Source organism: Shewanella sp. FeAMO, assembly GCF_053653955.1.
Map to the genome: position 1 here is coordinate 2,651,496 of NZ_CM132201.1, position 16,719 is coordinate 2,668,214.

Sequence of the window (16,719 nt, forward strand, 5' to 3'; positions counted from 1 at the left end):
TTTATCTATCCCTATGGTGAGAGTCAAGGTGAGTGACGACGTTAAACCTCAGCACAGTTTGCCCGCCTATGGAAAAGCTGGCCTGAACAATACCTGAAAAAACATCAGAGAAATTATGCGTTGACTCACGCAGTTACTTCAATCCCAGTTGCTGGCGACCAGTTTGATTGAGATAAGGCGCCACGTCACTCAAAGGTAAAAAGAATTCATTTTCGCAGCCGTTACCGCGAGGATATTCCCAGAATCTGAGCCCATCCAGCCCATCCTGGGTTTCCAGAGTTAAGTGGTAATAGCCCTTTGCACCATATTCTGTACTACCACAATCGAACTCGGGATCTTCCTCTTGTGCACCAGTTGGGAACCATTTGGCCTGCAGCCCAGATGGCAACTGATGTGTCTGCTTATCGGGGTCAGTATCGTAAAACCATTGCCAAGGGTGAAAACGCTCACCTGTATTAAGATCAAAATTGGTAAAGTTAATCGATATTCCGCTGGCGCCATGCCCTGCGGCCCAACGGTAGAATCTGACACTGAGCCAGGTGTCGTTAGCAAAACTCAGCTCTACACCGGTTTCGTCGCTGAAAGCTGTGCCCATGCGCCCGAGAAAGTCTCTGCGAGTTTCGTAATAGAGTTCAAGCAACTCAGCGCTGGTAAGGCGTTGTTTAAGCCAATGATTGATTTGATTCAGCCCGGCTTGCGCGCCCCGGAGCTCAAGCCCCACCTCACCACCGTATATAAGCTCACGAAATTCCAAAGCGTTATTGAAACTTTGCCAGGCACCGCGCTTTATTTGGGGCCGGGTTTCCAAGGCCTGATTATAGGCTTCGCTGCTGCAGTCTGTTGCGCCATCGGCGGCAGTGACTCGGCTGAGGCTGATAGGTAAGGTTTTATCCCTTTGCGCCAGATACCAAGTGCCCTGTAACTGATCATCTTGAAGAGAGAGTCGCCAACGACCGCTGTCATCTTGCTCCTGGAAATGGTTGTCTTTGAATTCCAGGCTGATAGGCGTCAAGTATTTCAAATAATAATAGCTACCTGAATCGCCATATTCGTTAATGCAGGCGCGGATCTGCGTCTTTCCCAAAGTGCCCTGCCATACACCGGCCATAAGCCTGCTTTCTTGCTTGGTCATGCCATCTTGACTGGCATAGGCGCAGGTGCTGGCCATTAACAACGCAGAAGCATAAACAAAGGTTTTGGCTGCCATCCCTGTTTCCTTATCCTGATGATCGAAAGCTGGCAGCCTAGGGGATGATTCGATGAAAAGCAATGGCTTGCACCTGGCATTCAAGCAAAATGCGAACCTGGGCAAGCGGCGCACGCTTGCGCTTAACTCCCCATGCTGACAGGCACTCACAAGGTGATAGGCCTTGAAAGTGCCTGCTTCGAACTATTTAGGTTATTGCAGACCGGCCTCGAAAGTGAGGAAAATTTCACTGACTGTCTTATCCGCAAGACGAGTGTCGGCGTTAGGTTGCTCGAATGATGCATGCAACATATAGCGGCCGGCCCTGGGCAGTTCAAAACTCACCTTGCCTTCTTTGTCTGAGGTCAGCGTCAATTCCTGTTTCTGGTTACGGTAAAGCGTGCCTTCTTTCACAATCGCAACTTCCACACCGGCAATCACCTTACCCTGGAAATAGAATTGCAGCTCAGTGGGCTCCTGCTCGACTATGTCAGCCGGATGGGTCAAGGGTTTGAGTTCCAGATATTCCCCTTTTACTTCAAAAGCCTTGTCACTTGGCTTGTTGAGGGTGACATAGGACTCGACTCGTGAGAAATACAGCGCCCCTTCGAGATCGTACGCCCCTTTGGGCATCATCGCCTTGGTGGTTTGCTTGTCAGTACGGCTACGGACGCTGTCTTGCTGGCCCTTGAGCTTATAGCGCGACATATATCTTGGCTGGGTCTCTTTCTCGAATCTGTAGGTACCGTCTTCGGTCAGGCGATAGTCAAACACAGACTTACGGCTGCCGCGGTAGCTCGAGGATGGTCGCTCCTTGGTGCCGGACGGCGTGATGATTTGCACATCTTCAGATCCAAAAGGTTTATCAAACAGGAAGACTTCGTTACTGGCGCTGACATCTGAAGTGATCCACACACCTTTGCCGGGATCGGCAGAGACATTGAACTGGCTGGGCAGTATAAATCTGTCATGGGCCTGCGCCGTTTGTGCCAACAGACAGGCCCCCAGGGCCAACAAGAGTTTGCTTGTTTTCATCATCTTTTACTCCACTAGGTATTGAAGGCTAATCGTGCCGGTTTCTATGGTGGGCGCTATTTCAGCTTTGAAAGGCTTGCCGTCGAGCTGAAATTTGTGTCGTACCAAATCCCGGCCACCGTGCTCACGTACCACCTCCACCAGCAAGGTATATTTACCGTTGGCAACCTGGCCCCCTTGGTCATCTTTGAGGTCCCAGCTGATGGGATACTTGCCCGCAGGCCGTGTTGCCGACGCAATGGCATCGACAAAGTTCATGTCATCCCGCCCGGCCTTGCGCCACCAGCGACGAATGTCTTTCAGCCACTTGTACCCCTCGCCTTCCTGCATAACCCAAAGGCTCAAAGTTCGCACGCTCTGCCCTTTGGCATCTTCCACCCACACGGCTGTGTAAGGCCTGTGGTATTGGCCCGTGGTGATTTCCGGCAGTGTCAGATTAATCTCCAGCGAATCGGCTTGGGCCTGCCCCAGGGTTAAGCTGCTACTCAGTAATACCGCCAAGGACAGAGACAATCTGGTTTTCAAAGGTTTGCCACTCATACATTCTCCATTCACAACACACCAAAGGTAGGGGGTACTAATTCATGCTTTGCCGTCTGTCACTTTGAACTCAGGGAACAAACAGCAGATAGATAAGGGCACAGGCACTGCTGACACCGACCATGGCCAGTAAGGATTTTTTCAATCTACGGCTCTGAGGCAACAGCAGGAAAGCACCGGTCAGGGAAAACAGGATGATGAGAATTGAACAAAGATCCAGCAGCCAGACCCACAGGGTGCCGCTGTTACGCCCCTTATGCAGATCATTGAGTACTGCGATAAGACCATAATCTATCTGCTCGACATAGGCTTTCCCGTCCAGCAGATCCAGGGTAATGCTCTGATAGCGCCCCGGCCCCTTGTGCACCAGCGCCACTTCATCTTCACTGAACTCGGCACTGTGACCATCCACTCCCCAGTGGCTACTGAGCCAATGCGCAGTGGCTTCGCGCCAATCCGGGTCTTCACTATTCACCGGCAACAAAAATCCCGGCAGGGCTTCTTCCGATGCCAGGCTTTCTCCGCCCTGGCGGATAAACCAGTCCGGATGATTGAGAGTAATACCGGTAAAGGCAAAGAACAGCATCAACAGCAGCAGTGCCATGGAAACATAGATATGAACGACGCGGGCGAAATGGAGCGATGACTTGCTGACTCTGAACTTCAATTAAGGTTCCCACATAGCGCAGGCCGCCAGTGGGCTGCCTGTTAATTGACTGTTATTGGCCAATACTAAATAACAATCATTCTTGCCTTAATGCTATTTACCTTATTTACACTCGCCGGCCGTTGCCCAGTCGACATAGCAAACCCGTGCCTCTCCCAAGTCACTGAGGAAGTTGAGCCAGTATATTTGATGATCGGCCAGCTTATCGCCCGGGCCTTTCACTTCAAGCCAACTGATGCGCCCTTCGGCGTCAAATAACACAAGATCCGGATGGCCACTGCGGTAATGCTTGAGATCGCCAAGCATACGTTCAAATACCTGAGCGAGCCTGGCGCCGGAAAGTGCCGCCAGCGTCAGTTCCAGCGCCTGTTGCGGCAGGTTTTCCCAGTAAACCCAATCATTTGCCAGTCCTTTCTTTTGCTGAAAATGGCGCCAAATAACAGCGCCGTGCTCCCGAGCGATTTCATCAAGACGCGCCGTGATGGCCTCTTGACGCCGACTAACAAACTCCTCGGTGAACATATCCCGTGGGCTGCGCTGAAATGGATTATCGAATACCGCCTTAACGGGGGCAAAAATAATGTCCCAAAAGGCGAGTCCAAAGAGGCCACAAAGCAAGGCATTCTCAAGAAAAAACGCCCGGTAACCGAGCGCTTCAAAGTGCGCAGCGACACGCATTTCAACTCGTTCACCATTGGGAGTGAGTTGCAGAGCTATCGCTGGCAGCGCACCCAGTCTACCCGGTACATTTTCTTTCAGCGCTTGCAGTCTTAACATCAAAGAATCAAGCGCCAAGGAATCAGGCGCTTCACTATGGCCTGATGGTGAGGCAAACTTGCTGTCTTTGCCATTTGGCAATTTTTTAAGCAGGCGTTTGCCAATACGTTCTATGATTTGCCACTGACTCTCATTACCGGCAAGGTCGCAAAGGTGCAGCAGCGCATGAGTCAGAGCCCGCCACTGAGCCTGTTTTTCCAGGCAGCGGCACAGGCGTTCCCTTGCTAGCCAATGTTCGCACTGCGAATAGACACTGATGGCAAGAGTAGTTTGCCCTTGCCTTTCGGCTTCGCGGCCTATCAGAGTCAGTAGTTTTTGCCGGCGCCGCTCGAGTAAGGGGTTAGCCTCGGGCATCGCTGAAATGGCATTAAGCTGTTCAAGCAGCAATGGAATATCCAGCGGCTGTTTGGCTAGTATCGCCTCTTCTATCTGCTGACTCATATGGCCAAATGCCAACGCGGCGTTAAGCTGCTCTGGGCTGTCATAGGCGCGGTGGGCCTTGTCCAGCACAGTGACTTCAAAGCGCTGCAAGCCCAGATCGCTGAGCACAAACTGGCTCAGATCCTGATAACGGTTGCCAAAATAGAGCAGCAATAGGCCATCGAGAAGCCGCTGGCATTTAAGCTCAATCCATTCTATGCCCAGCTCAGAGTTCAGTTCGCCAATCAATAACTGTGAGTCTTGGGGCCCGAGCGCCAGCAAGGTACGTTTCAGCGTCTCCTTTGAGGCACCATTTATGCTTTTACCTAGATGCTGCGCAATATCGACCAGCCCCCCAAGACTATTCTCGCCCTCCGAGGCTCGACTCTGTTGCAGTTTGAGAAGCGCCCGGCGCAGCTCTGTGAGGGTAACCCCTTTGAGCCAGGTTTCAGTATTTGGCAATGATGAAGTGCTGATGAGCTCCGCTTGCTCAAGCCCCTTTATCGCTGGCTCCAGGCCCCCTATTTCCGGGTAGTTAAGCTTATCGGTGCGAAACCACTCGCCCTTGCGGGACAAGAGACGCACCAGCAACATCCGCGAAGGCTTGGTGCAGGCAAGGTACGCCGCGCGTAACCTGGCAAGCTCGCTTGGCAAAATATCCAGATAGCGGCGGCTACCCTCCAGCAAGAGTTCAAAATTGCTCAGGTAATAATCGCTTGCAAGTTCAAGAGTGGCCGGTTTCACTAAGGTTTTTGCCGCTAAGGTTTTTGCCGCTAAGGTTTCTGCCGCTAAGGTTTCTGCCATTAGGGAACTTCGTCTGATTTCACGGTTTTCAGTTCTTCAACCGGCATGGGGCGGGCGAAATAGTATCCCTGCAGCAGGAATATACCGCGCTTTTTGAGGTACTCCACCTGCTCTGCGGTCTCCACGCCTTCGACTATCATCTCAAGCTCTGACTCCATACCAAAGGCGATAATGGCATCCAGCACACCACGCTTGAGATCATTGGTGCCTATGGTATCGGTAAACATCTTATCTATCTTGATGCTGTCGATCCCCAAGGCTTGAATATACTTAAAGCCGCCATATCCGGTGCCGAAGTCATCAATTTTAAAGCTGTATCCCCTCTCTGTCAGCTTGGCGATTTCCTGCTTGGCGGCGTCAATGTCTGCAATGGGCAAGCGTTCGGTGATCTCAAATTTAAGTCTGTCCGGCTCCGGCCAATTATGCTGTTGCAGCACACGACTGACATGAGCCTGCTCCAGATGTTCTGCCACCAGGTTGATACTTACCCAAGTGCCGCTCTCAAGCTCCGGCAGTTGTTGCAGTACCTGCTGCAGCAAAGATTCGGTAATGGGAATGATCAGGCCACAGGCTTCGGCATGCTCTACAAAGGCGGCCGGGGGGATAAACTCCTTGCCCTTCTTCCAGCGCACCAGGACTTCATAACCGACAATTTTGCCCTGATTAATATCGACTATGGGTTGATAGAAAGGGATAAACTCCTGCCGGGCAATTCCCCTTTGGAGCATACTCTTGAGCGAACTGTGGTAACTCAGATAAAGCCAATAAGCCCCGGCCAGCAGCACTCCGAGCAAAATGCTCAAGGGTAAACCGTAAACCAAGATCTTTTCTCTGGCGTAATCATCGAGTTTCTTTCCAAACCAGAGTTTTTGCTCCACCTGATGCTGCGTGTCCATCACACTGAGAAAATGCACATGGGATTCTTTGGGTACCGAGGGATTGCCGCGCTCAAATACCAGCCCTTCGGAGCCTGGAGCATGATGCAGAAACTCTATGTAAAAACAATCGCGGCAGGGAAGATTGATAATTTCACGGATCCAACTGCTGTCCAAAATCCAGTAAGCGGTATTGCCATTACTTCTGAAATAAACCAAGAGTTCCTGCTCGGTGTCATGCATGGCACCTGTAGTGGTTAGGCCAAAGCCCTGCCCTATGGGGGTGTCACTGGGAAGATCCGGCAATAGTAAATCCGAGCCAAGCGAACTGCAGCCCATGCCGGTTTTGGTTTTTATCCCCATCACCCGAAAATAGCGATTATAGTTTTCAGGTGCCCGCAATAATTTTGCGTCTTGCGGGCCACAATCAAAATGAAACTCAGGTACTTGATGGAGAATAATGTCATTGATGGAACGCTGTCTCTGGCTAAGATACTCTTCCATGAGTTTGAACTGATTTTTGACTATTACTGAGGTCACTGGCCTTAGCAATAACTCCGATGACAACAGCAAGAGAACTATAGGTAACAGCAACAGCAGCAAAACCCGTTTGTTCTCGGATACAGCCTTCATGATTATCGTCCTTGTAGAATGTCACTTCCCTTATACCCAGCCAGAGCGCCAGATACAATGACACAGGCAGCAAATACCCTACGCTGCGGCAAAACCTTTTGCAGCCTGAGTAGGCAAAAACGGCCTTGGGCAATTTAGGTAAGCCACTGAAATTTATTGATTGACTCTTGTCTCTATCTCAACCTTTGGTTAACTTGGGCGCCTTTGAGTTTGGCATGCCTTTGTGCGCCAAGCCGAACATTTCAGCGACTAAGACTTTATTATTCGGAGCAGAAAATGAATGAAAATGTCATTCAGGCAATCCTGGTGTTTGCCGCATTTGTGGTAGTCAGCCTGATTATCGACCGTTTCCTGAAACAAGTGGCCGCCCGCTTTGACTCGGCGGCCAGCGAATCGTTTCGCTTGATCTCCAACTCCCAGCGCGTGGTACTGATATTTATTGGTGCCGTCTTGGCTTTATCCAAGTTGGGCTTTGATGTTGGCGCCTTGGTTGCCGGACTCGGGCTCACCGGCTTTGCTCTGGGTTTTGCCCTCAAAGACGCCATATCCAACCTGATTGCCGGCATTATGATAGTGCTCTATAAACCAATAAAGCTGGGCAATAAAATCGATATTACCGGCTCCAAGGGGACAGTGGTGGATCTCAACCTGCGTTATATCACGGTAAAGGATGAAGGCGTGACGCATCTGGTTCCCAACTCTTTGTTCCTCAACAATAAAGTTTCCATTATTGATGAGGATAAGCAATGACGGTGCAGCTTTGGGATAAGGTTGCCAACCAGGTCAATTTCAATCTGGAAATCGATGTGCAGCGCTTCTGCCAGTTGGTGAAACCCGATGCCAGAATACTGGACTTTGGATGCGGTTATGGCCGGATAACCAAGCAGCTGAAACAGTTAGGCTATCCTGAGGTGCTGGGGGTCGATCCCTCAGCCGCCATGATAAAGCGCGGCCTCAGTCTGTACCCGGACATCGATTTAATTCAGCTGCCACAACTTCCATTGCCTTTTGCCGATGAAACATTCGATGTGGTGCTGAGCTGCGCCGTTTTAACCTGCATGCCATCTGAAATGGCGCAAAAAGCCGCCATATTGGAGCTTAAACGCGTGCTTAAGCCTGGAGGCTTGTTCCACCTGAGTGAGTTTTGCGCCCCCATGACGAAACGTTTCACCTCAGGGCTGGGTACTCCTATGTGTTACCACACGCCCATGCAGTTGCAGGAGCTGCTGGAAGACTTTGTCGACCTGGAGGATGAAGTCACGGCCTGTAGAACTTTGGCCGGCGATCCGGCTCAATGCTATCGAGCCTTTGCCAGAAAACCGCAGCAGGCTTTAGCTCAATTACGATAAATAGTCTGGATCAGATGAAAACCAAACTGGGTTTTGACCGGGCCATGCACTTCGAGCACCGGCTTTTTGAACACCACTTGATCGAACGCCTTGACCATCTGCCCAGGGCCAAACTCCCCGAGATCGCCGCCGCGTTTTTTTGAAGGACACTGAGAGTATTGTTTCGCCAGCTTGCCAAAATCTTCCCCTTTGGCGATACGGGCCTTGAGTTTTTCCGCCTCTTCACGGGTTTTAACCAAAATGTGTCTGGCGCAAGCTCTGGCCATGGGGTGTTTCTCCTGGGTCTATAGGGGTAAATTCGCGGCCGGTATTTTAGCAAACAATCTGTGTTTTATCTGCAATCACTCTCTCTAATCCCCCTCATTCATCACTCTCACTAATGAGATGGTCATGGCGGCGATGCAGGCTTTATCATCAAACTTGATAATTGAATCGCCCACTATCTCTTCAGCTAATGATGGGCTGTCCGCTGGGTAAGTACCGCCTTGCATCTTGGGGAGCCCCCATAAAGACGATAGAATGTTTCGCCGGGCGCTCACCTAAAAATCAGAGGCCCGGCTTTTAAATTCGCGGTGATTTAATGGCAAGCTTTCAGATGGCGGCCAGTCTCACCCACATTAAGGAATATCTATGTGGCATCAGCAACAACTGACCTTAAACGCCAAGCGGCGCGGTTTTCATTTAATAAGCGATGATATTGCCAAGGCTCTCGGTGATATGCCTTACGTCAGTTGCGGCCTGTTGCACCTGCAACTACTGCACACCTCTGCCTCGCTGACGCTCAACGAAAACGCCGATCCCACAGTGCGGCAGGATTTTGAGGCCTGGTTCAATCGCGCAGTGGCCGAAGATACCCCTTACTTTCGCCACACCTATGAGGGCGCCGATGATATGCCGGCCCATATTAAATCCAGCCTGCTGGGCACCAGTTTGCTGCTGCCTGTCAGCGCCGGACAGCTGGCACTGGGCACATGGCAAGGGATCTATCTTGGCGAGCACAGAGACAATGGCGGTCGGCGCCGCCTGCTGTTGACCCTGCAGGGGGAATAAAGCGGCAATACTTGGCAAACCGGTAAGAGTGAGCGGCACTGTTTTTGTTGAGATGCTTTTGTTGAGATGCTTTTTGAAGCGGGTGTGAAACCGCCTGTTTAAGTCAATATGACTCAAACAGGCCTGATTGTTACTCGGCTATCCGCTCAAGCCTTGCCAGATAGAAGCCATCGAAACCGGTTTTGGCCGGGCTGATGGTTTCCTCATCGAGTAAGCGGAAATGGCTTTGCTGCTTCAGAAAACGCGCTACCTGCTGCTCGTTTTCCTGCGGCATGATCGAGCAAGTGGCGTAAACCAGGATCCCGCCCACCTTCACCATGCGGCTGTAACTGCCGAGAATATGCTCCTGCAGTTCCATCAGCACCGGCAAGCGCTCAGGGGTATCACGCCATTTGGTGTCCGGGTTGCGTTTCAGCACCCCAAGCCCTGAGCAAGGCACATCCAAAAGTACCCTGTCGGCACTGAGTTTCAAACGTTTGATGGTCTTGCTGGATGCAATAAGCCGGGTTTCCACATTGTGGGCGCCTGCGCGGCGAGCCCGCTGTTTGAGGTTATCCAGCTTCCACTGCTCAACATCCATCGCCAGCAGTCGTCCCTTGCCCTGCATTTTGGCGGCCAGGTGCAGCGTTTTGCCGCCGGCACCGGCGCAGGCATCAATGACCCGCATCCCTGGTTCAACCCCAAGAGCTTCGGCGACATGTTGCGAGCCGGCATCCTGCTGCTCGAACCAGCCCGACTTGAAGCATTCGGTGCGAAACAGCGCTGAATCTGAAATCACTTCAAGAGCGCTGGCAACCTCGGGGACTTCACAAGTCTCGACCCCTTCCTTGGCAAGACGAGCCTTGAGTTCTTCCCGGCTGCACTTAAGCAAATTGGTGCGTAGATAACGTTTGGGGGCCTGAGTCAAGGCATGGCGCTCGGCCGGCCAGTTATCGCCCAGTTGTTCACTCCCTAGCGCTTCGAGCCACTGTGGGCAACCATCGAGCAGCGCAGGCATAGCCTGGGCCTCAGCCATCCGCTGCTCAAGCAGCTCACTGTCCATCTGCAGCGCGTAGCGCATTTTCGGCAGCTCAAGGCCATTGGCCATATGCCAGGCGTTGATGAGTCTCGTGCCTTCACGCTCAATTTGATCCGCTGCAACATCGGCCAGAAAGCTGTAATAACTTAAACGGCGCAAAATATCACCGGTGACCAGAGCAATTCTGGCTTGCTCCCAAGGCTTGAGGCGCTCAGGTGCAAACTGCTTTGAGTAGGCGCGATCCAGCGGCGCACCTTGGGTCAGTACCTGATTGAGAATCGCAATGACCAGCTCACTGGCGTGTTCGCTAAGCGGGGAGTTAAGCATATTTGGGCCTCAGGATGGAAAACCGCTGGATCATAGGAGTTCGCCCCCAGCTCTGCAAGGGGCTTGAGTGGCTTTGGCGGGATTAATCGGTTTTTAACTGAAAGTTTGCTGTATTTGCGCACCGTCTGTAGCGCTCCCCTAGGGCGAGGTAAAAAAGCCAGCTCAATTAAGCACGCTGCGAATTTTCTTCAGCAAGGTGTCGGCATTGGTGGGTTTGATAATGTAATCCTCTGCGCCCAACAATAGGGAGTTTTGGAAATGATCCACATCGGCATAGCTGGTGAGCATGATCAGCGGGATTTCCTGCAGCATGGGGGTTTTCTTGCAGACTTTGAGGGTTTCAATGCCGTCAAGTATCGGCATGTCTATGTCCAATAAGATGAGATCCGGCTTGAGGATCTTGGCCTTTAACAGCACTTCTACCCCATTGGTGGCCCTCTCAGCCCGATAACCATGCTGTTCCAGGATAGTAACTATGATTTTCAACACCACATCCTGATCGTCGGCCACCACTATGGTAGCCTTCTTGCCGCTGTCTTTTTTCTCCAATGCCGCCTTTTGCTGCAGCATCTGGTTTGAGAGCTCGTTGAACAATGACTCGCTCTTTTCCTTGAGGCGATTGAGTTGCGGGTTGATGGAGTAACGTTTCAGCTCCTCAATAAACTTGTTGATCTCTTCATCCGGCAGCGAGTGAAATACCCGCCTGAAAGCCTGCATGAAAGCACTTTCAGAGATGGAACTGAGTATTCCGTCAACATCTTGCATTATGCTGGTGATCAGCGACGACTGTTGCTTGCTGGCCACTTTGACTGACTCGTTGAGTCCTTCCAGGCAATCGGCAGTGTTTTGCAGCTCATACTGCATATCCAGATCCTGTTGATCGAAACGCTTGAGCTCGGATTTAAGCGCTATGATCTCAAGCAACTTGTATAGGGTGAGGATGATTTTATTATTGTCATAGATGGGCCGAATGGTGTCGTAACTGTCAAAAGCTTCGCGGCGACACAGTTCAAACGCCTGAGCCCGACAACTTTTTTCACACAACAACATACTCGCCTGTGGCACTGTTCTCAGGGCATTGAAGTGTTCATTGCCCTGGAGAAAACGCTTCAGACTCTCGGCATGGGCCACATCCTGAAAACAATAGACCAATAGCATTCGGGTATGTTTCTCTTTTGAAAGACTCGCCAGTTCCTTGTTCTCCACCCGGATATCCACTCTGAGAACCCGCTCGAAGTAGACATTGACTATGGCTTCCACGGGCTCGACCAGATCCTGATCATCAAAAAACAGTATCAGGCTAGTTACGCTGTCTCTCATCCTTGTTCTCCCGACATACAGGCATTCAGGCCTGGGTAGCTTGTGATTGCGGCATGGCCCGCTTGACCAACGCCGCCTCGTGCTCAATCTGCTGGCGATATTGTGTTGAAGATGTCAATTGCCCTTCGGCGGCCTGTTGCTCCAACTCGGCAAACAGTTTGCCAAGACGCACTGCGCCGGATGAGTTGGCGGCGCCCTTGAGCGCGTGAGCCCGGCGTCTCAGCTCCTGGGCTTCCAGGCTCTCCAGCGCCTCAAACAGCGGCGGCAGTTCCCGCTCAAGTGAAGTAAGAAAGTACTGCACTATGGATTGGATTATCTCGTCATCCTCTGTCCCCAAGATCTCAGCTAACTTGTTGAGATCCAAAGGCGCCTCGGTATGAGCCGAGGGAGAATCGCCGATCATTTCATTCTGGCGGAACTGATTTTGGCCATGCCAGGCCAGTAGTTTGCTTTTGAGGGACTTGAATTCCACCGGCTTGGCCAGGTAATCATCCATGCCAGCCGACAGACAATTTTGCAGTTCGCCGGACATGGCATCTGCAGTGACGGCGATGATCAGGGTATGAGGCAAGTCCTGCTCTTGTTCAAGGCGGCGAATTTCGGCTGTCAGTTCAAAGCCGTCCATTCCAGGCATATGGCAATCGGTAAGCAGCACACTAAAGCCGCCACTCTGCCACATCTTCAATGCTTCGAGGCCATCTTCTGCCAATTCAAAACGGCAGCCCAGCTTCTTCAACTGTAACGAGATCACTTCTCTGTTGGTCTGGTGATCTTCGGCCACCAAGATGGTAAAACCGGCGTCGGTCGCAATATCTGTCTCTGAGACGCTACGGCCAATCCGCGTGGTTTCACCGGGAGCAAACATTTGCCATAACGCTGGATTCTGCCCGTTCAGCATCGCCAGAGCCGCAAGCACAGCCGTGGGTTTGAGCGGATGACAAGAAAGCATACAGACCCGCATATCCGCTTCAACCTTAGAGGTAATCGAGTCTTCATCGAGTAATAACAAGGTACATGGCAGCCCCTTTTCCCCCCTATTGCGATACTGTTTGTAAGCTTGGTAACTGTCGCTGATAAGCAGCTCGGATTCTGCCAAGCAGGCTTGTTCAAATAGGCTGCCTTCCAGTTGCCCGGAATCGAGGCACTGATACTCCAGTTCGAGTTGTTCAACAAGATGCAACACGGCCACCAGATGTTGTTTGTTGTCGATACAGATAAGCAGTTTGATATTAAGCTCACTGTAGCGCTGCAGCTCGGTTTCCTGGTATTCATCGGCCGCTTCACAGGGAAGACGGAGCCTGAAGGTACTGCCGGCATCCGGTTGGCTTTCCACCTCGATTTTGCCGCCCATCAAATCAACAAAAGACTTGGTGATACTGAGCCCAAGTCCCGTTCCGCCATATTTACGGGTGGTTGAAGAATCTGCTTGGGTAAAGGGCTCAAATAATTGTCTGAGCTGGGCCTTGGTCATTCCAACCCCATTGTCTATCACCTCGAGGATCATCTCACTGTGGTTGTCATGGCTTTGACGACACTCAGTTCGCAACATAACCAGTCCCTGCTGGCGATTGCTGTGGGTAAACTTGATGGCGTTGCCCACCAAATTGAGCACTATCTGGCGGATACGCACAGGATCCAGGCGGATAAGCGCCGGAAGATTCAGATCCGGCAGAATATTGAGAAACACGTTCTTGCTGGCGGCATTGAACCAGAGCACTTCTATGGTCTTCTCCAGAATAGACAGCAAGGAGACAGATTCTATCTCCAGTTCCATCTTGCCGGCTTCTATCTTGGAGAAGTCGAGAATGTCGTTGATGATCTCCAGCAGCGAGAAAGCCGAATCCCGGATGGTGCCTATCATCCGCTGCTGCTCGGCACTGAGACCGGTATCGCGCAGCAAATCTATCATGCCCACGACACCATTCATGGGAGTGCGGATCTCATGGCTCATCACCGCCAGAAAGCGGGACTTGGCCTGGCTCGCCTGATTAGCTTCGGCGCTCTCTCTCGCCAGTGACTGCTGCAGCGCTTTTTCATCGCTAATGTCCTGATTAATACCGAAGAGTTTCACCGCCACACCGTTGCGACGTATGGTGTCACCGGCAGCCTTAACCCAATGGGTCGCCCCGGTGCGCTGATTGATAACCCGAAACTCGGCCCGAAACGGCACCTTGTGATTGATGCAGGCATTGACATTCGCCTCGGCGTCGGCGATATCTTCGGGATGTACCCGGGCACGCCAATCTCTGAAGGTCAGTTTCTCTGAATTCAGGCCATAGATGCTGCGCATCCTGTTATCCCAGATAAGCTCTCCGGACTCTATGTCCCAGGACCAGTTACCTATTCCACCTGCCTCGGAAGCCAGATCCCGCCCCTTAAGCAACTCCTCCCTTTGTTGCTTGGCCTCCATCAGACCGATTTCAAACTGCTTGCGCTGACTGATATCCTCAAACGCCATTAAAAAATATCTGGGCTGCTCGTGGCTGTCGCGGATGAGGCACACGGAAACATTCAACCAAAGGACACTGTCATCAAGGCGCAAATAGCGTTTTTCATCGCCGTGAAACTTAAGTTCATTGTTGAGCATTTTTTCACTGAAGCGCAGCCATCCATCAAACTGCTTGAGATTGAGCGCCACTTCAGGGTCCATACGCGCTATCTGCTCACGGTCACAGCCTGAGATGTCACAGAACTTGTCGTTGACCTCAAGCCACTCGCCACTCATACCTATGCGGGCAAAACCCACTGAAGCCTGCAAAAAGGCCGCCCTATAACCCAGCTCCTGTGCCTGCAAGGTGCGATGCTCTGGCCGCTGGATTAACGGACTGGGCCAGAGCCAGTAGAGCTTTGGCGTCAGGCCATGGCTGGCACGCCATTGCAGATGAAACTCCAGTAAGCGGCCATCTTGATGCTTGAGGATCAAAAGCTGTGGCAAATGTTGTCCTGGAGTCCAAAACGGAGAGATAGAGCCAAAGCCCAGTTGCAGCAATTCCTCAGGGCTATAGCCCAGTAGCCCGGCAAGCGCCTGGCTCACCTCAAGAATATGATGGTCGTCTTTGAGTAACAGGAAAAGCCCTGAGTAAGGCTCTATATTATTGCCAGTATCCACGCCATTGATGCCTGGGATATTGTCGATAAAGCAACCACTGTCCGAGTCCAATGACACCCTTGGCGCCAAGGCTCCTGCAACTGTTATCGCTTCAAGTTCCAATAGGCGAAATCGCACTTCCCCAGCGTCATTCTTAATGGGATAACTGCAAACCCTGGTAAAACGGCCATGGCTCCCCGGCATTCGTACCACAGTCGCGCCCCGACTCCATTTTGGCAGCGACATAAAACCGCCGGGGCTGTCGGCCCTGTCGAGAACAGCAGCCATCGTGAGCCCGGTTTCCGCAGAGTCAAAATCACAGATTTCTGCCAGGTTTTTACTGGCATAAATAATGGTACCCGCATCGTCCAGTTCCGTAATAACAAGCGTTCTTGGCAATTGTTCAAGACTGGATTGCCATAATTGCAACTGTTGATTTTGCCGCTCAATCACCATCCAATGCTGCAAACGATTACCCAGATATTCACGAAGTTCGCTAATTTCGCGGCGCATGCCTGACAATGAAACAGCGACAAGATTGAAGCTTTCCATTCCCTGTTCGCGCCCAAGGGCAGTCAGTGTTCTTGCCAGCTTTTCCAGCGGTCTCACAAGGTCGATATAAAGCCAGGCAAGGGCGAGCAATAATAGTGTTGTCAGCAGCGCGGCGGGCAAAAGCACTGGATTGGCACTAGGAGGCGGCGTGGCAACAATACTCAGTTGCCAGTCCTGACCATGAAGACCCGCAGCATTGACCGCAAGGCTTAACTGCAAGGTTTTTAGCGTTTCATACCCTCTGGCCGGTTGGTTGCCTGCTTCCTCGCCCACCTGAGCAAGCCTCTTCCCTTGAGCGTCCGTAAGCATCACTTCAACCCGGGTAAAACCGGCTGTTTGTAAACGCATGGCTGTAGTATCCAGCAAGGACTCGAAAACTTTGTAATCCAGCGTCGCCAGCCAGTAATAGTTACCGGCTTCCTTGGCTGCTGGAGCATTGCCTTCCTGCTCTTCGAGTCGCAAGCCATCGCCTGAAATCCGGGCAAGGAAGGATACTTGTCTGCCCAATACCGTGTCCTGAGCCAGCAGTGCCACCTGAGGCAGCAGCGACAACACAGGTTCGGCCTGTGGCTGCAGTTCGCGCTGAAGTTGCCTCAGGGCTGGAGGGGCATTTCCATGTTCCTGGCCGGTTTGCCTATTGGCGGAAGCAAAAATGGGAGTTGAAAGCGCTTGGGATGACAATGCGTATCCCTGGTTATCTATGCTGGTACGGGCAAATATTTGCCCTTGTTCCGACAGGAGCACCAAACGGGTAAAGGCCGGTGTTAGCAGCAGTTGTTCGTCGAGATATTGGGGCAGCTTTTTCTCTTCAGCTTCTGGATGGTTTAAGTAACTCGATAACTGCACAGCCTGGCTTTGGGCAGTTAAGGCGGCGCGCTCCAACAATAATTCAAGTTCCAATTCAGTAGCAGAGGTTTGCTGCTTGAGCTGTTGAAACTGATTGGAATGATGGCGTTCCTGCTGCCCATTTTGGTAGAGGATTAAAATTACGGCCATAGCCAAACAAGCCAGCAGCGCGGCCAGCAGTTGCCGTTTGAACAGACTCACGCCCATCTCCCGCTGTTCCTGGAAATAGGTA

At 51.8% G+C, this 16,719-nt stretch carries 13 protein-coding genes; 3 read left to right on the forward strand and 10 right to left on the reverse strand.

The window, feature by feature from the left end; all coding sequences use genetic code 11:
- Window positions 1-133: 133 nt before the first annotated feature.
- From ACWAU4_RS11850 to ACWAU4_RS11875, 6 genes are all read right to left on the reverse strand, one after another.
- Entirely contained in the window at window positions 134-1,207 is a 1,074-nt protein-coding gene (locus ACWAU4_RS11850) for a hypothetical protein (protein ID WP_208124769.1), read from the reverse strand.
- A 192-nt stretch (window positions 1,208-1,399) separates the two neighbouring features.
- Window positions 1,400-2,224 (reverse strand): DUF4198 domain-containing protein, encoded by an 825-nt coding sequence (locus ACWAU4_RS11855; protein WP_232785993.1) that lies wholly within the window; start codon window positions 2,222-2,224, stop codon window positions 1,400-1,402.
- Window positions 2,225-2,227: 3 nt separating this feature from the next.
- Window positions 2,228-2,761, reverse strand: coding sequence for a DUF2271 domain-containing protein (locus tag ACWAU4_RS11860; RefSeq protein WP_025010275.1), 534 nt, complete (start codon window positions 2,759-2,761; stop codon window positions 2,228-2,230).
- A 70-nt stretch (window positions 2,762-2,831) separates the two neighbouring features.
- A complete protein-coding gene (locus ACWAU4_RS11865; protein ID WP_371872579.1) occupies window positions 2,832-3,365 on the reverse strand; it encodes a PepSY-associated TM helix domain-containing protein in 534 nt (177 codons plus the stop codon).
- Window positions 3,366-3,530: 165 nt separating this feature from the next.
- Entirely contained in the window at window positions 3,531-5,429 is a 1,899-nt protein-coding gene (locus ACWAU4_RS11870; protein ID WP_454290280.1) for a VRR-NUC domain-containing protein, read from the reverse strand.
- The gene (locus ACWAU4_RS11875; protein WP_170946726.1) at window positions 5,429-6,937 is read right to left on the reverse strand and encodes an EAL domain-containing protein; all 1,509 of its coding nucleotides are present in this window, start codon (window positions 6,935-6,937) and stop codon (window positions 5,429-5,431) included. The genes ACWAU4_RS11870 and ACWAU4_RS11875 overlap by 1 nt, the downstream gene beginning before the upstream one ends.
- A 276-nt stretch (window positions 6,938-7,213) precedes the next feature.
- Between ACWAU4_RS11875 and ACWAU4_RS11880 the strand changes: the two genes are divergently transcribed.
- A complete protein-coding gene (locus ACWAU4_RS11880; protein ID WP_025887287.1) occupies window positions 7,214-7,687 on the forward strand; it encodes a mechanosensitive ion channel family protein in 474 nt (157 codons plus the stop codon).
- Window positions 7,684-8,286: a class I SAM-dependent methyltransferase gene (locus ACWAU4_RS11885; RefSeq protein ID WP_028779978.1), complete on the forward strand. Its 603-nt coding sequence runs from the start codon at window positions 7,684-7,686 to the stop codon at window positions 8,284-8,286. The genes ACWAU4_RS11880 and ACWAU4_RS11885 overlap by 4 nt, the downstream gene beginning before the upstream one ends.
- Here the strand turns inward: ACWAU4_RS11885 and ACWAU4_RS11890 are convergent.
- A complete protein-coding gene (locus tag ACWAU4_RS11890; RefSeq protein ID WP_025010268.1) occupies window positions 8,274-8,552 on the reverse strand; it encodes a peptidylprolyl isomerase in 279 nt (92 codons plus the stop codon). The two genes, ACWAU4_RS11885 and ACWAU4_RS11890, sit on opposite strands and share 13 nt — an antisense overlap.
- Before the next feature lie 364 nt (window positions 8,553-8,916).
- Between ACWAU4_RS11890 and ACWAU4_RS11895 the strand changes: the two genes are divergently transcribed.
- Window positions 8,917-9,336 carry a secondary thiamine-phosphate synthase enzyme YjbQ gene (locus ACWAU4_RS11895; RefSeq protein WP_208124772.1) on the forward strand — a complete coding sequence of 140 codons (420 nt, stop codon included), beginning with the start codon at window positions 8,917-8,919 and terminating at the stop codon, window positions 9,334-9,336.
- 130 nt (window positions 9,337-9,466) lie between these two features.
- Here ACWAU4_RS11895 and ACWAU4_RS11900 read toward each other — a convergent pair whose 3' ends face one another.
- From ACWAU4_RS11900 to ACWAU4_RS11910, 3 genes are all read right to left on the reverse strand, one after another.
- Window positions 9,467-10,681 carry an RsmB/NOP family class I SAM-dependent RNA methyltransferase gene (locus ACWAU4_RS11900; protein WP_028779980.1) on the reverse strand — a complete coding sequence of 405 codons (1,215 nt, stop codon included), beginning with the start codon at window positions 10,679-10,681 and terminating at the stop codon, window positions 9,467-9,469.
- 162 nt (window positions 10,682-10,843) lie between these two features.
- Window positions 10,844-12,001, reverse strand: a complete 1,158-nt coding sequence (locus ACWAU4_RS11905) for a response regulator (RefSeq protein WP_051472708.1) — start codon at window positions 11,999-12,001, stop codon at window positions 10,844-10,846.
- 25 nt (window positions 12,002-12,026) lie between these two features.
- On the reverse strand, window positions 12,027-16,688 hold the full coding sequence (locus ACWAU4_RS11910; RefSeq protein WP_208124773.1) for an ATP-binding protein: 4,662 nt from the start codon (window positions 16,686-16,688) through the stop codon (window positions 12,027-12,029).
- Window positions 16,689-16,719: the final 31 nt, after the last annotated feature.

Coding starts and splice junctions, on each gene's coding strand:
- ACWAU4_RS11900 (WP_028779980.1), bottom strand. CDS start 10,681: ATGCTTAACTCCCCGCTTAGCGAACACGCCAGTGAGCTGGTCATTGCG.
- ACWAU4_RS11865 (WP_371872579.1), bottom strand. CDS start 3,365: ATGGCACTGCTGCTGTTGATGCTGTTCTTTGCCTTTACCGGTATTACT.
- ACWAU4_RS11905 (WP_051472708.1), bottom strand. CDS start 12,001: ATGAGAGACAGCGTAACTAGCCTGATACTGTTTTTTGATGATCAGGAT.
- ACWAU4_RS11850 (WP_208124769.1), bottom strand. CDS start 1,207: ATGGCAGCCAAAACCTTTGTTTATGCTTCTGCGTTGTTAATGGCCAGC.
- ACWAU4_RS11860 (WP_025010275.1), bottom strand. CDS start 2,761: ATGAGTGGCAAACCTTTGAAAACCAGATTGTCTCTGTCCTTGGCGGTA.
- ACWAU4_RS11895 (WP_208124772.1), top strand. CDS start 8,917: ATGTGGCATCAGCAACAACTGACCTTAAACGCCAAGCGGCGCGGTTTT.
- ACWAU4_RS11855 (WP_232785993.1), bottom strand. CDS start 2,224: ATGATGAAAACAAGCAAACTCTTGTTGGCCCTGGGGGCCTGTCTGTTG.
- ACWAU4_RS11880 (WP_025887287.1), top strand. CDS start 7,214: ATGAATGAAAATGTCATTCAGGCAATCCTGGTGTTTGCCGCATTTGTG.
- ACWAU4_RS11870 (WP_454290280.1), bottom strand. CDS start 5,429: ATGGCAGAAACCTTAGCGGCAGAAACCTTAGCGGCAAAAACCTTAGCG.
- ACWAU4_RS11885 (WP_028779978.1), top strand. CDS start 7,684: ATGACGGTGCAGCTTTGGGATAAGGTTGCCAACCAGGTCAATTTCAAT.
- ACWAU4_RS11890 (WP_025010268.1), bottom strand. CDS start 8,552: ATGGCCAGAGCTTGCGCCAGACACATTTTGGTTAAAACCCGTGAAGAG.
- ACWAU4_RS11875 (WP_170946726.1), bottom strand. CDS start 6,937: ATGAAGGCTGTATCCGAGAACAAACGGGTTTTGCTGCTGTTGCTGTTA.